15 protein-coding genes are annotated in these 13,071 nt (G+C 75.2%); 6 read left to right on the top strand and 9 right to left on the bottom strand.

Annotation, left to right across the window (positions count from 1 at the left end):
* Window positions 1–10: 10 nt before the first annotated feature.
* From ITX44_RS17185 to ITX44_RS17165, 5 genes are all read right to left on the bottom strand, one after another.
* Entirely contained in the window at window positions 11–1,477 is a 1,467-nt protein-coding gene (locus tag ITX44_RS17185) for an MFS transporter (protein WP_205358110.1), read from the bottom strand.
* Window positions 1,474–2,274, bottom strand: coding sequence for a TIGR04283 family arsenosugar biosynthesis glycosyltransferase (locus tag ITX44_RS17180; protein ID WP_205358109.1), 801 nt, complete (start codon window positions 2,272–2,274; stop codon window positions 1,474–1,476). The genes ITX44_RS17185 and ITX44_RS17180 overlap by 4 nt, the downstream gene beginning before the upstream one ends.
* Window positions 2,271–2,936, bottom strand: a complete 666-nt coding sequence (locus ITX44_RS17175) for a TIGR04282 family arsenosugar biosynthesis glycosyltransferase (protein WP_205358108.1) — start codon at window positions 2,934–2,936, stop codon at window positions 2,271–2,273. The genes ITX44_RS17180 and ITX44_RS17175 overlap by 4 nt, the downstream gene beginning before the upstream one ends.
* A complete protein-coding gene (locus tag ITX44_RS17170; protein ID WP_205358107.1) occupies window positions 2,933–3,724 on the bottom strand; it encodes an MTAP family purine nucleoside phosphorylase in 792 nt (263 codons plus the stop codon). The genes ITX44_RS17175 and ITX44_RS17170 overlap by 4 nt, the downstream gene beginning before the upstream one ends.
* Window positions 3,725–3,827: 103 nt before the next feature.
* Complete coding sequence (locus ITX44_RS17165; protein ID WP_307795318.1) at window positions 3,828–5,225, bottom strand: radical SAM domain-containing protein; 1,398 nt, start codon at window positions 5,223–5,225, stop codon at window positions 3,828–3,830.
* Between the two features lie 326 nt (window positions 5,226–5,551).
* Between ITX44_RS17165 and ITX44_RS17160 the strand changes: the two genes are divergently transcribed.
* A complete protein-coding gene (locus ITX44_RS17160) occupies window positions 5,552–6,304 on the top strand; it encodes a class I SAM-dependent methyltransferase (RefSeq protein WP_307795317.1) in 753 nt (250 codons plus the stop codon).
* Between the two features lie 21 nt (window positions 6,305–6,325).
* Here the strand turns inward: ITX44_RS17160 and ITX44_RS17155 are convergent, their stop codons facing one another.
* Together ITX44_RS17155 and ITX44_RS42210 are read right to left on the bottom strand one after the other, a co-directional pair.
* Window positions 6,326–7,744, bottom strand: a complete 1,419-nt coding sequence (locus tag ITX44_RS17155; RefSeq protein WP_205358104.1) for a dihydrolipoyl dehydrogenase family protein — start codon at window positions 7,742–7,744, stop codon at window positions 6,326–6,328.
* Entirely contained in the window at window positions 7,741–7,863 is a 123-nt protein-coding gene (locus tag ITX44_RS42210) for a hypothetical protein (protein WP_265934231.1), read from the bottom strand. Before ITX44_RS42210 ends, ITX44_RS17155 begins: the two co-directional genes overlap by 4 nt.
* Window positions 7,864–8,081: 218 nt before the next feature.
* Here ITX44_RS42210 and ITX44_RS17150 point away from each other — a divergent pair, with 218 nt between their 5' ends.
* Together ITX44_RS17150 and ITX44_RS17145 are read left to right on the top strand one after the other, a co-directional pair.
* The gene (locus ITX44_RS17150) at window positions 8,082–8,468 is read left to right on the top strand and encodes a DUF427 domain-containing protein (protein ID WP_205358103.1); all 387 of its coding nucleotides are present in this window, start codon (window positions 8,082–8,084) and stop codon (window positions 8,466–8,468) included.
* A gap of 116 nt (window positions 8,469–8,584) precedes the next feature.
* Entirely contained in the window at window positions 8,585–9,946 is a 1,362-nt protein-coding gene (locus tag ITX44_RS17145; RefSeq protein ID WP_205358102.1) for a dihydrolipoyl dehydrogenase family protein, read from the top strand.
* A gap of 129 nt (window positions 9,947–10,075) precedes the next feature.
* Here the strand turns inward: ITX44_RS17145 and ITX44_RS17140 are convergent, their stop codons facing one another.
* A complete protein-coding gene (locus tag ITX44_RS17140) occupies window positions 10,076–10,378 on the bottom strand; it encodes an anti-sigma factor family protein (RefSeq protein WP_205358101.1) in 303 nt (100 codons plus the stop codon).
* Window positions 10,379–10,513: 135 nt separating this feature from the next.
* On the opposite strand from ITX44_RS17140, the gene ITX44_RS17135 reads away from it, so the two are divergent.
* Entirely contained in the window at window positions 10,514–11,080 is a 567-nt protein-coding gene (locus tag ITX44_RS17135) for an RNA polymerase sigma factor (RefSeq protein ID WP_307795316.1), read from the top strand.
* Entirely contained in the window at window positions 11,080–11,382 is a 303-nt protein-coding gene (locus tag ITX44_RS17130; RefSeq protein WP_236060784.1) for an anti-sigma factor family protein, read from the top strand. Before ITX44_RS17135 ends, ITX44_RS17130 begins: the two co-directional genes overlap by 1 nt.
* An 85-nt stretch (window positions 11,383–11,467) precedes the next feature.
* Here ITX44_RS17130 and ITX44_RS17125 read toward each other — a convergent pair whose 3' ends face one another.
* Window positions 11,468–12,046, bottom strand: a complete 579-nt coding sequence (locus ITX44_RS17125; RefSeq protein WP_205358100.1) for a TetR/AcrR family transcriptional regulator — start codon at window positions 12,044–12,046, stop codon at window positions 11,468–11,470.
* An 85-nt stretch (window positions 12,047–12,131) separates the two neighbouring features.
* On the opposite strand from ITX44_RS17125, the gene ITX44_RS17120 reads away from it, so the two are divergent.
* On the top strand, window positions 12,132–13,013 hold the full coding sequence (locus tag ITX44_RS17120; protein ID WP_205358099.1) for an SDR family oxidoreductase: 882 nt from the start codon (window positions 12,132–12,134) through the stop codon (window positions 13,011–13,013).
* The last annotated feature ends 58 nt before the right edge of the window (window positions 13,014–13,071 follow it).

Below are 13,071 nucleotides of genomic sequence, written 5' to 3'. Positions count from 1 at the left end.
GGACGGGGGGTCAGGCCCGCGCGGGCAGGTGCGCGGGCCGGGTGAGGGTTTCCAGGGGGCGGCCGGCCGCTTCGATGCCGCCGCGCCGGTGGAAGACCGCGACGGCGGCGGCGCCGACCAGCCAGAAGGCGACGACGAGGAGGTAGGAGGCGGTGGCACCCAGGTGGGTGGCCAGGGACGGCAGGGACAGGGTGCCGACGATGGCGCCGATACGGCCGACCGCGACGGACGTGCCCACGCCCGCCGCGCGCAGGTGGGTGGGGAACAGCTCGGTGAAGGTCGGGTAGGCCGAGGTCCAGGCGGCGGTGGCGAAGCCGCTCGCGGCCATGAAGGCGAGGGTGACCCAGGTGCCGCTGCCCGACGCGGTCGCCCAGGCCAGCAGGCCGACGCCCGCCGCGGCCAGCAGGTACGAGACGGCGACGGTACGGTGCCGGCCGAGCCGGTCCAGGAAGAGCGCCATGACCAGGCCGCCGATCAGCGCCCCGAGGTTGCCGAGGATGTAGAAGAACGGGACCTGCGCGTCGGCGATGTGCACCTTGGGCAGCACCACGACGGACAGCAGCGCGAAGATGCCGTAGTAACCGAACGCCTCGGCCAGGTCCAGGACGGCGCCCAGGGCGAGGCGGCCGGGGTGGTGGCGGACCAGTTCGCCCAGCGCCGCAAGGCCGCCCGGCCGTAGCTCGGGACCGTCGTCGCCCCGGCCGTCCGTGCCTTGGCCGTAGGCGCCGCGGCCGCCTGCGGCAGCTTCGAGCGGCGGAAGCCCGCAGGCCCGCTCCAGGCCGGCGACGATCGCCTCGGCCTCGGCGCGGCGGCCCCGGGCGGCGAGCCAGCGCGGGGACTCCGGGACGTGGCGGCGGAACCACAGCACGACCGGGGCCAGCAGCCCGCCGCCGATGAACAGACAGCGCCAGGAGACGGCGTCGGACAGGGCCAGGGTGTTCAGCAGCAGGTACGCCAGCAGGCCGGCCAGGACGCCGCCGGCCGGCCAGAAGTTCATCACCACCGCGCCGGCCCGGCCGCGTATGCGCGCGGGCATGAGTTCGGCGACGGCCGCGTTGATGATCGCGTACTCGGCGCCGACGCCGAGCGCGGCCAGGAACCGCAGCACGTAGACGACGCCGAGGGCCCAGCTCGCGCCGGTGAGCACGGTGAAGGCCGCGTACCACAGCAGGGTGAGGACGAACAGGCGCCTGCGGCCGTAGCGGTCGGCGAGGTGGCCGCCGGCCAGGGCGCCGATGAGTATGCCGCCGAGCCAGACCGCGAGGATCGCGTCCTGTTCGAACACGGTGGCGTGGAAGTGGCTGCCCAGCGGGCCGACCGCGCTGCCGAACAGGGACACTTCGAGGGAGTCGAACAGCCAGCCCGCGCCGAGCGCGAGCAGGATCGCGGTGTGGGTACGGCTCCACGGCAGCCGGTCGAGCCGCGCGGCGAGGGTGGCGGCGGCCGCGGGAGCGGGGGCCGGGCTGTGGTCGGTCACGGTCCGGTCACCCGCCGGGCGGCGGCCCCCTTCCGCGAGCGCCGGGCCGGCCGGCCCCGGCCGGCAAGGGACAGGCGGCCGAAGGAGAGACGGCCGAGGGGCAGGCGGGGCGGTCCGGCGGCGTAACGGCGGGCGATGCGCTCGGGGTCGACGCCGGCGAAGTACAGCAGCTTCAAATACTGCATGAACGCGATCATCCGCCACACCCCGTGGGCGGTCAGGCGGCGTGCGGAGGCGGTGGACGTGGCGGGCAGCAGGTGCAGGCGGCCGCGCCGGTGCAGGCGCCGGGACAGTTCCAGGTCCTCCATCAGGGCCAGGTCGGGGAAGCCGCCGAGCTCGTCGAAGACCTTGCGGCGCACGAACATCGTCTGGTCGCCGAAGATGTGATGGAGCCGCCGGGCGCGCTGATTGGACGCCCAGGCCAGGTAGTCCAGCCCGGGGCCGCGCCGGTCGAAGCGCAGCGCCAGTCCGCCGCCGACCGCGTCCGGGTCGCCGGTCAGGCAGGTACGGAGCTGGGCGAGGGCGGCGGGTTCGAGGACGGTGTCGGCGTGGACGAACCACAGCACCTCGCCGGTGGTGCGGCGGGCGCCCTCGTTCATCTGCCGGGCCCGGCCGCGTTCGCCGCGTACGACGGTGGCCAGCGGCGCGGCCAGCTCGGCGGTGCCGTCGGTGCTGCCGCCGTCGACCACGACCAGCTCGCAGTCGGGGAAGTCGCGGCGCAGCCGGGCCAGTGCCCCGGTGATCGTGGCGGCCTCGTTCAGGACCGGTACGACGATCGACACGCTGGGGTGCGTCACGCCGCCTCCATGGGGGTGAGCAGCCGGGCGATCGGCTCGGGCAGGAGCGGGTCGGCGAGCAGGGCGGCGGCGTCCTGCGGGGTGTCGAGGTCGCGCACCCGCGGCAGCAGTCGTACGGTCAGGTCCGCGGCGTCCGCGGCAGCGAGGGTGGCGGCGAGGACCCGGTCACCGCCCCACAGGCCGGGGTCGAGGGCGAACAGGCCGGGTTGCGGCCGGTGGAGGCCGATCAGGTAGTAGCCGCCGTCCAGGGCCGGGCCGAGGACGACGTCGGCCGGTTCGCGCAGGGCGGCCACCGCCCGGTCGAGCAGGCCGGGGGTCAGCGTGGGGGCGTCGGTGCCGATCACCAGCAGCGGCCCGGCATGCCCGCTCAGGACGTCGCCGGCCGCCGCGGCCATGCGCTCCCCCAGGTCCGCGCCGCGCTGCGGCAGCAGCCGCACCCCGTCGGAGATCAGGAGGTCCAGGTCCGCGCGGGCGTCGGGCGGATCGAACGCGACGAAGGTGTCCAGGCCCTGGGCAAGCGTCAGGGCGGTGGTGTGGCGGATGAGTTCGGCCTGGAGGCGGGCGGAGCCGGCCGGGCCGAGCAGCGGGTGCAGGCGGGTCTTGACCCGGCCGGGCCGGGGGGCCTTGGCCATGATCAGGGCCGCGCCGCGGGGCCCGGTCACGCGTCGAACCGGTGGACGAACCCGGGCGCCGGCACGCGGTCGACGCCCGCCAGCGTACGGGCGGCCAGCGCGGCGAAGATCCCGGTGGAGGCGGCCATCCGCTCCAGCAGCGCGGACACCGGCTCGGGCGTGGCGGCGACACCGTTGGCGTAGTCGGTGACGTAGCCCACCAGCGCCATCGGCAGCTCGGCCTCGCCGGCCAGGACCACTTCGGGCCCGGCGGTCTGGCTGACCGCGGTGACCTGGGCGGCGGCCAGGGCGCGGATCTCGGCCCGGGTGTTGAACCGCGGCCCGTCCACGTGCCCGTAGACCCCACCGTCCACCACCCGGTCGTGGACGTCGCGGGCGGCCCGCGCGACCGTACGGCGCAGCGGCTCGCTGAACGGCCCGGCGTCCAGGATCCAGTGCCCGCGCCCCTGCTGACCGGGGGTGTCGAACCAGGTGCACGGGCTGCCGTCCGGCAGCCGGTTGGAGGGGAAGTACAGGTCGTCGAAGACCACCAGCGACCCGGGCGCGGCGGCGGGGTCGACCGCGCCGCACACGGTGAACGACAGCAGCGCGTCGGCCTTCAGGGCCAGCAGCGCGGCGAGGTTGGCGCGGTGGTCGACCTGGTGGGAGAGCCGCTGGTGGCCCTTCCCGTGACGGGACAGGTGCACCACCTCGACGCCGCCCACGGTGCCCTCGGTGACGTCGACCGACCCGTGGGGGGTGTCGACGCTCCGGGCTGTCGCTTCGTCGAGGAACGGCCAACTGTAGCTGCCGGAGCCCGTGATGATGCCTACCCGCACGTGTGCCTCTCCTTGGGTCGCCGGTCGGTCGGTCCTGGGTGCGCCGGTCCTGGGGCGGTCGGTCCTGGGTGCGCCGGTCCTGGGGTCGTGGTCCGGCGGTCGGTCAGCCGTCGTGTCCGGCGGCCGTGGAGCCCGGGCGGGCGCCGGTACGTACCTCGACGAGGGGCAGCAGGCGCCGCAGCGCGATGTTCTCGCCGGGGTCGAGGACGGCGTGCTGGACGCAGGCCGGCACGAGGGTGCCGTCCTCGGGGTGGGCCATGGTGTAGTTGCAGGCGGCCAGCCGTTCCTGGGTCGCGCGGACCTCCGGGTCCGTGGCGGTCTCACCGCGCCGCATCAGCTCCCAGGCGGGCGCGACGGCTTCGGCGTCCATGAACTGGTGCATGACGAAGGTGACCGGCCGCGCCCGGAACCCGTTGCGGGCCAGGCGGAGCAGGCCGACGCGGCGCACCGCCCGGGTGAGCCAGCCCGCCGTGGTGGCGAGCAGGCCGGGGTGGCGTACCACCAGCCGGGCCAGCCGGGCGGCCAGCAGCAGGGGCGGCACCCCGGTGAAGGCCATGCCGTGGAAGTGCCGGTACGCGGCGTCGCGCGCGGCCACGTCACGCGGATCGTCGCCGTCCAGCAGCGGGAACCAGCGCCTGCCCACGTAATAGCCGTAGGCGACGCGGTTGCAGCGCAGGTCGCCGTGCTGGACGACCCGCCAGTCCAGCCGGGCGCCGGCGCCGCGTTCGATCTCGGCCCACACCGCGTCCGGGGTGGCCGCGCGGTAGTGCTCCTTCCAGCGGCGTTCGTCGCCGAGGAAGGCGGCGGGCTGGAAGGAGAACATGCGGTAGCCCATGGCGTGGCTGTCCCGGATCACGCCGGCGACCTCGTCGAGGTTGCCGGGGGTGACCGTCATGTTGTGGGCGATGAAATACGCCACCCCGTGGTCGCGGCGCAGCCGGGCGAGCATCGCGGCGAACCGCTGCCGGTAGGGGTTCAGCGCCCGCTCGTCCGGCGGGCGTTCGATGCCGCGCCGCCCGTACATGAACTTGTCGAAGTGCGCGGCGAACGAGAGCCGGTCGAAGCGTCTGCGGCCGTCGGGGCCGAGGGCGAGGCGCTCCAGGTAGGCGTAGTCGAAGTCGCCGTGCGTGAAGCTCATCGGCTCCCGCCCGGCCGCGCGCATCACGGCCAGCGTGGCGGCGTGGTCGTCCGGCGGCAGCAGGCTCACCTCGCCGCCGATGAGCTGCGCGTGGGCGACCGGGCCGCGCCGCTCGCGCAGCAGGGCCATCTGCGCCTCGACCTCGGCCATGGTGTGGGCGCCGTCGACGCGGACCTGGTTGGCGTCGCGGGAGTGGTAGCAGGGCGTGCACTTGAGGTCGCACTTGGGGAACACCCCGTGGGTGCCCTCGCAGCCGACCGCGTGCCGCCCCAGCACCTGCTCCGGGGTCTTGACCCCGTCGGGCAGCTCCGCCCAGCGCCGGTCCAGCGCGGCCGCGATCCGCTCGTCCACCGGCCGTGTCACCCGTTCGAATGCCCGCCAGCCGTGGCGTAGCGTGGCCAACGGTCGTCTCGTCCCCATCGCCGTCGCAGCTCCCGACTCGTGCTCCCGACTCGCCTTCCTGGTCGCGCCCGGCAGGGGCACGCATGAGGAACCCGCTGCCGCCGGGTGATCCTTCCCCCGATCCCGGGTGGTTCAGGCGGACCGGGTGGTTCGGGCGGGCGGATGTGCCGGGAATGACCACGTACGAGGTACGGGTTCCCCGCCGGCGGCCGGGCCCGGGCGGCGCGGTGGGGAAGGAAGCGGTACGGGAAGCGGTACGGAAGGAATCACGGAAGGAAGGGGCCGGAGTGGACCAGGACAGGTGGCGGCACTACCTCGCCGCTTACCACGACGAGCGCCCCGGCATCACCGAGCGGTTCCTGGGCCGCGCGGACACCTCCCCCTACGCCTGGCTGGCCGAGCCGCTGCGCGGCCGGGACGGCCCGGTGCTCGACCTGGCGTGCGGGTCCGCCCCCGTACGGCCGCTGCTGGCCGGGGCCCACTGGCTGGGCGTCGACGCCTCGCCGGGCGAACTGGCCGCCGCCGCGCGGGCGGGCCGCGGCCCCCTGATCCGGGGCGACGCCGCCCGCCTGCCCGTGGTGGACGGGACAGTGGACGCGGTCTGCGCGGCGATGTGCCTGCCCGTGCTCACCCCGCGGGACCGGGTCCTCGCCGAGATCCGGCGCGTGCTGCGGCCTGACGGAATGCTGGCCGCGCTGGTCCCCGCCACCCGTGGCCTGTCCCCCGCCGGGCTGGCCCGCTGGGCGCGGGTGATGGCCACGCTCGGCACCCTCCGGCAGCCGTGGCCCGACCCGCACGCCCGCGACGGCCTGGCCCACCTGCTGCGGCACGCCGGCTTCGAGGTGATCGCCGACGAGCCGCGGGTCTTCACCCTCGCACTCACCGGCACCGACGACGGACACCTGCTGGTCGACGCCCTCTACCTGCCTCACCTGAGCGCCGACCGGACCCGGGCGGCGAAGAAGAAGCTGGGCTCGTGGGCGGCCTCCGGACGCCGCCTGGAACTCCCCCTGCGCCGGGTCGTCGCCCGGCGCGGGTGACGGCCGCGCTCACGGCCGCGGTCACGGGCGGGTCCGGCGGCGTACGGCGAGCAGCGCGGCGACGGAGCGGCGAAGGACAGGAGCGTCGAGGCGCGCGGTGGCCTCCGTGATGGCGGCGTTCCAGGGGCCGTCGGCGTAGCTGGGATACGGGTGGACGGTCGCCGCGTACCGGGAGGCCGTCCACCCCAGCCGTACGGCGGCGGCCAGGTGGGCGATGGTCTCTCCGGCACGGGGTGCGACGACGGTCGCGCCGACGATGCGGTCCCGCGGGCCCAGGACCAGGGTGGTGAACCCGTCGGTGCGGCGGTCGGCGACCGCGCGGTCCACCCGGTCGTGCCGCAGCGTACGGGTCCGGGCCCGGGCGCCGTACCGCTCGGTGGCCTCGGCCCCGGTCAGGCCGACGCGGGCGACCTCCGGGTCGGTGAACGTCACCGACGGGACGGCCCGGTAGTCGATCCGGCGGCGCACTCCGAGCAGGGCGTCGGCGACGGCCGCCGCGGCCTGAACGCCCGCCAGATGGGTGGAGGCGGACCGGCCGGTGACGTCACCGGCGGCGTAGATCCGCGGATTGGTCGTACGCAGCCGCGCGTCGACCCGGGTGTGCCCGCGTGCGGTGACCTCGACGCCCGCCTCCTCCAGGCCGAGGCCAGCGGTGCGCGGAGTGCGGCCGGCGGCGGCCAGCAGCCGGTCGAACGGCACGGTCCCGGCCGCCGTGTGCAGCAGGCCGGGTTCGACGCGGTCGGCGGGCGCGCCGGTCAGCACGGTGACCTGCTCGCTCTCCAGGCGTTCGCGCAACAGCCGGGCGCCTTCGGGCTCCTCGCGCGGCAGCAGCCGGTCGGCGGCCTCCACGATCGTGACGGTCGAGCCGAGGCGCGCGAACGCCTGGGCGAGTTCGCAGCCGGTCGGGCCGCCGCCCAGCACCGCCAGCCGCCCGGGCAGGGCGTCGAGTTCCCACACGGTGTCGCTGGTCAGCGGATCGGCCTCGGCCAGGCCCGGAACCGGGAGCAGGGCGGGCGCGGAGCCGGTGGCGACAATCGCGAAACGGAAGGCGACGCGGCGGCCGTTCACCTCGAGGGTCCGCGGGCCGGTGAACCGGGCGTCGCCGTGGACGGTCTCGATGCCCAGCGCAGTGAGCTCGGCCGCCGAGTCGTGCGGCTCGATCGCCGCGATGGCCGCGCGGACCCGCGCCATCACCCGTGCGAGGTCCGCGGGCCCGGGGTCGGCCGTCAGGCCGAAGTCGCCGGCCCGCCGCGCGGCCGCGACCTGGCCGGCGACGTGCAGCAGGGCCTTGGAGGGCACGCAGCCGGTCCACAGGCAGTCCCCGCCCATACGGTCGCGCTCGACCAGCAGCACCCTGCCGTCCAGCCGGGCAGCGGTGCGGGCAGCGGTCAGGCCGGCGCTGCCCGCACCGATCACGACCAGGTCGACGTCCGCGGTCACGCGCGCGGCTCCCGGGTGCGCTCGAGAGCGTCTGCGCCCGTCGGGCGGACGTCGTCGCTGCCCGCCACCGCCCGGGTCCCGGTCGCCTCGGCGGTCACCGCCGGTTCCGCTCGCATCATGATCCGCCTCTTCGTTCGCCCGCGACGTTCCGGTCCGGGTGGGGAACCCGATCACCCGCGGGCACCCTTCCGCCGACCGCCTCCCGTCATCATGCGGCCGCCTCACCGTACGGCGCGCCCGCGATTCCGGCAGACGGGGGGAATCCGGGCCGGTGCCCACCGGGTTCCCTCTTCCCGCCCCGCGCGACGGGGCGCCGTATCAGCCGAGGAGGCAACCCATGGTCTACCGCGCCGTCTGGAACGGTCAGGTCCTCGCCGAGAGCGACCATACGGTGAGGGTGGAGGGCAACCACTACTTCCCCCCGGAGTCGGTCAACCGGGACCTGATGCGCACCAGCCGCACCCGGACCACCTGCCCCTGGAAGGGGAACGCCAGCTACTACACGGTCGTCGTGGAAGGGCAGGAGAACCGCGACGCCGCCTGGTACTACCCCGACCCCTCCCCCGCGGCCGGCCACATCAAGGGCCACGTCGCCTTCTGGCACGGCGTGCGCGTCGAGCGCGTCACGGCGTCCGGCGACCAGGCCGCCACCGGGTCCGGGTCCGGCGAGCAGGCCGCGCCCCGCACCCCCTGGTGGCGCCGCCTGGCCGGCGCGCGCCGCTGACGGCAGGTGGGGCGGCAGAAGAGGAGAGGTCACGGGCGGGAGGGAAGACGGGGCGTGCGGGACGGGTTCCCAGGGCGGGCACCTGCCCCGTACGCGCCGAGAAAGGGGATCTGCTGATGACGCAGCACACCGACGTGGTGGTGATCGGAATGGGCCCGGGCGGCGAGCATGTCGCCGGACGGCTCGCCGAGGCCGGGCTGCACGTCACCGGGGTGGAGGCCGAACTGGTCGGCGGCGAATGCCCGTACTGGGGCTGCGTGCCCAGCAAGATGATGATCCGCGCCGGGAACCTGATCGCCGAGGCCCGCCGGATTCCCGGCATCGCCGGCAGCGCCGACGTGGTGCCCGACTGGCAGCCGGTGGCCGACCGGATCCGCGACGAGGCCACCGACGACTGGAACGACCAGGTCGCCGTCGACCGCTTCACCGGCAAGGGCGGTCACTTCGTGCGCGGCCGCGCCCGGCTCACCGGACCGCGCCAAGTGAGCGTCGACGGCGAGGAGTTCACCGCGCGGCGCGGCGTCGTGCTGGCCACCGGCACCCGGCCGCAGATCCTGCCGATCCCCGGCCTGGACGCCACCCCGTACTGGACCAACCGGGACGCGGTCTCGGCCAAGGAGCCGCCCGCGTCGCTGATCGTGCTGGGCGGCGGCTCGATCGGCGTCGAACTCGCCCAGGTCTTCGCCCGCTTCGGCACTCGCGTCACCGTGGTGGAGGTCCTCGACCACCTGGTGCCGGCCGAGGAACCGGAGGCCGGCGACCTGCTCACCGAGGTGCTGCGCGCCGAGGACGTCCAGGTGCACACCGGTGTGCGGGCCGAGCAGGTCGACCACAGCCCGGCCTCGGGGTTCTCGGTGCGGCTGTCCGACGGGGGGACGGTGACCGCCGAGCGGCTGCTGGTGGCCACCGGCCGCCGCGTCGACCTGAGCGGCCTCGGGGTGGAGCACGCCGGCCTGGACCCGATGGCCCGCGCCGTCGCGGTGAACGGGCAGCTGCGGGCCGGCGACGGGCTGTGGGCGGTCGGCGATGTCACCGGCAAGGGCGCATTCACGCATGTGGCGATGTACCAGGCCGAGATCGCCATCCGCGACATCCTGGGCACCCCGGGCCCGGACGCGGATTACGGGGCGCTGCCGAAGGTCACCTTCGCCGACCCCGAGATCGGCTCCGTGGGACTGACCGAGGCCCAGGCCCGCGACAAGGGGCTGCGGGTGCGCACCGGCACCGCGCCGCTGCCGTACTCCGCCCGCGGCTGGATCCACAAGGCGGGCAACCAGGGCCTGATCAAGCTGGTCGAGGACGCCGACCGCGGTGTCCTGGTCGGCGCCACCAGCATGGGCCCGGCCGGCGGCGAGGTCCTGTACGGGCTCGCGGTCGCCGTCCAGGCCGAGGTGCCCGTCTCCCGGCTGCGCCACATGATCTACGCCTATCCGACCTTCCACCGCGCCGTCGAGGACGCCCTGGCCAAGCTCGGCTGACCCGGCGGGCGGCGCGATCACGACGGCGGGCGTCCCGGAGCCGATGTTTTCGGCGGGTACGGGACGCCCGCCGGCCGTCCACCCCATTGGCTTTGCGGCAGGGCTCCTGGCTTTACGGCAGGGCTCCGGTCACCGGTCCGTGGAGTCCGCGCCCAGCCGGACGGCGTACCGGCGCAGCCGTGCCTCGGTCAGTGCGGAGGGCGCCCGGACCGGGCCGTTGCCCAGGGAGTGCTTGATCAGCCGCAGCGTCTCGGCATGGCCGCTGCACGTCCAGCAGCGCACCAGATGGGCGGTCAGTTCCGCGCGGCGGGCGGGCGGCAGCTCACCGTCGACGTAGGCGCCGACACAGCGGCGCAGGCGCAGGTGGCGCACCCCTTCGCGGCACTGCGCCCTGATCTCCCGGAGCCGGCCCCGGCCCGCCTGCCATGTCATGCAGGAGGAACCCGCGGCCGGCGCGGCGGCATTCCACCCGCCGGCGCGGCTGCGGCCGGTCTCCCGCGGCGGCCGGTCGGCGGGACGATCCGGCGCCGGAGGGAATGTCCGGGGCGGCCATCGGGTTTCCGGCGCGTGGAAGAGGACGTGGTGTCGCCGGCCGCCACCCGCGATCGGATGTTCACGCGGTACGTGCTGCCCGAGGTGCAAGTGCTGCTGCGGGTGGCCCTGTCGCTGACCTCCCAGCCCGCGGACGCCGAGGACCTGGTCCAGGAGACGCTGCTGCGTGCCTACCGGTCCGCCGACCGGTTCGACGGCAGGCACCCGCGCGCGTGGCTGCTGACGATCATGCGCAACGCCGAGGTCAACCGGCACCGGCGGCGCCGCCCGCACCTGCTGGACGACCCCGACGCCGATCTGACACGCCTGTCCGTCGCTCCGGACGGCGCGCCCCCCACTCCCGAGGAAGTCGTCGTCGGCGAGCAGTTCGACGAGGTCGTCGACGCCGCCTTCGCCGCGCTTCCCCGCCAGCACCAGCAGGTGGTCCGGCTCGTGGACGTCGACGGCCTGACCTACGCCGAGGCCGCGCGACTCCTCGGCATCCCCGAGGGCACGGTGATGAGCCGCCTGCACCGGGCCCGCAAACGGATAAGGATCCGGCTCGCCGCGGCCGGACTGGCGCCGAAGCGAGGTGCGCTGTGATGCGCCGGTTCCGGCCCGGGAGCGCCGGCCACCGGCGGATGAACTGCCTACGGGTGCAGCGCGTGCTCCAGTCCTACCTGGACGGCGAGACCGACGCGGCCACCGTGCGCCGCGTCGAGGCCCATCTGGAGGACTGCCGCCGCTGCGGCCTGGAGGCCGCGGTCCATCGCGAGATCAAGGCCGCCTTCACCCGCCGCGAGGCCCCCGACCGCGACGCCGTGGAACGCCTCACCGAGTGGGGCCGCTCGCTCATGGACCCGCCGGGGAGCCCGGGCGACGGTTCTCGGCCGCCGCGGCCATGACGGCGCCGGGCCGGGGCTGACCTGACACCGTGTGATCCGACCTGACCGGGCCTGACCCGCCCGGGTCACCCCGTGAAAGGACCGCTCAGCCCAGCGACGCGCTCGCCGCGCGCAACTCGTCCAGGGCCGCCAGGGCGTACCCGGCGAACTCGTCCTCGGCGGCGCGGTCGCCCTCGGACCATTGGGCGAACGCCCGTTTGAAGGCGAGGACGCCCATCTCGCTGGCGAGAGCCGCGGTCGGGTCGGGTATGCCGCGGGCGATCAGGGCGTTGGTCATCGCGGCCGCGAGGCTGACGGTCTTGAGGGCGTCCCGCTCCTGGAGCTCGGCGCTGGCGGCGACGGCCGCCTTCAGGCGGGGGGCGAGCTCGCGGCTCATCGGGCCCATGGCGGTCGAGGCGCGCTCGAGACCGGCGGCGACCGCTTCGAGCGGGCCGGCGTCACCGGGTGCCTCGGCGATCCCCTCGGCCAGCAGCCGGCTCAGCGTCTCCTGTCCGGCCACCAGCAGCTCACGCTTGTCGGGGAAGTGCCGGAAGAACGTGCTCTTGGTGACCCCGGCACGCTCGGCGATCTGCGCCACCGTCGTGGCGTCGTACCCCTGCTCGGTGAACAGGTCGACGGCAGCCAGGACGAGCCGTTCACGCGCCCCCGGTTCCCATCGCCCCATGGGCCCATCCTACGCGATGGGACTCTTGTCCCATCACCCTGCTAGGCTGATGGGACAAGAGTCCCATCACTTGCGGGAGAGTTCCATGCACGTCTTTGTCACCGGTGGCACCGGTCTGATCGGGTCCGCCGTCGTCGCCGAACTGCTCGGCAACGGCCACACCGTCCTCGCACTCGCCCGCTCCGACGCGTCCGCACGGGCCGCCGAGGAGGCCGGCGCCGAGCCGCTGCGGGGAGGTCTCGCCGACCTGGACGTCATTCGCGCCGGCGTCGCCCGGGCCGACGGCGTGATCCACCTGGCGTTCGCCAACGACTTCAGCAGCCCCGAGGCCGTGGCGAACGCGGTCGCCGAGGAGAGTGCCGCCCTCGCGACCATCGGCGAGGAACTCGTCGGCAGCGACCGTCCCTTCGTCGCCTGCTCGGGTACGCCCTACGCGCCGGGCCGCCCCTCCACCGAGGCCGACCCGGCGGCGGTGGAGGGACCGGTCGGTGGTCGCGGTCGCGCGGTCACGGCGGTTCTGGGCCTGGCATCGCGCGGGGTGCGGAGCTCGGCCGTACGCCTGCCGCGCACCGTGCACAACCAGGGCACGGGCGGGTTCGCCGGTCTGCTGACCAACATCGCACGCCAGAGCGGAGTGTCCGGCTACGCGGGCGACGGCGAACAGCGCTGGCCGGCCGTGCACGCGCTCGACGCGGCGGTCCTCTTCCGGCTCGCCCTGGAGCAGGCGCCGGCCGGCACCGCCTGGCACGCCGTGGCCGACGAGGGAGACAAGGTACGTGACATCGCCGCGGTCATCGGGCGGCGGCTGGGCCTGCCGGTCCAGTCGGTGCCGCCGGAGACGTACGGCCCGCTCGGCCAGATCTTCGCGACGGACCAGCCCGCGTCCAGCGCCCACACCCGGCAGGCCCTCGGCTGGGAGCCGAAGCACCCGAGCCTGCTGGAGGACCTGGAGAACATCCAGCCCTGACCGGGGACCGGGACCAGTGGCCGGGTCCGCCGGGCCGGCCGGGTCCGCCGCGGGCGCG

Origin of the sequence: Actinacidiphila acididurans (genome assembly GCF_016918855.1) — a bacterium.
GTDB lineage: Bacteria > Actinomycetota > Actinomycetes > Streptomycetales > Streptomycetaceae > Actinacidiphila > Actinacidiphila acididurans.
The sequence above is the reverse complement of the archived record's forward strand: the minus strand, read 5'-3'. Positions and strand labels throughout refer to the sequence as shown.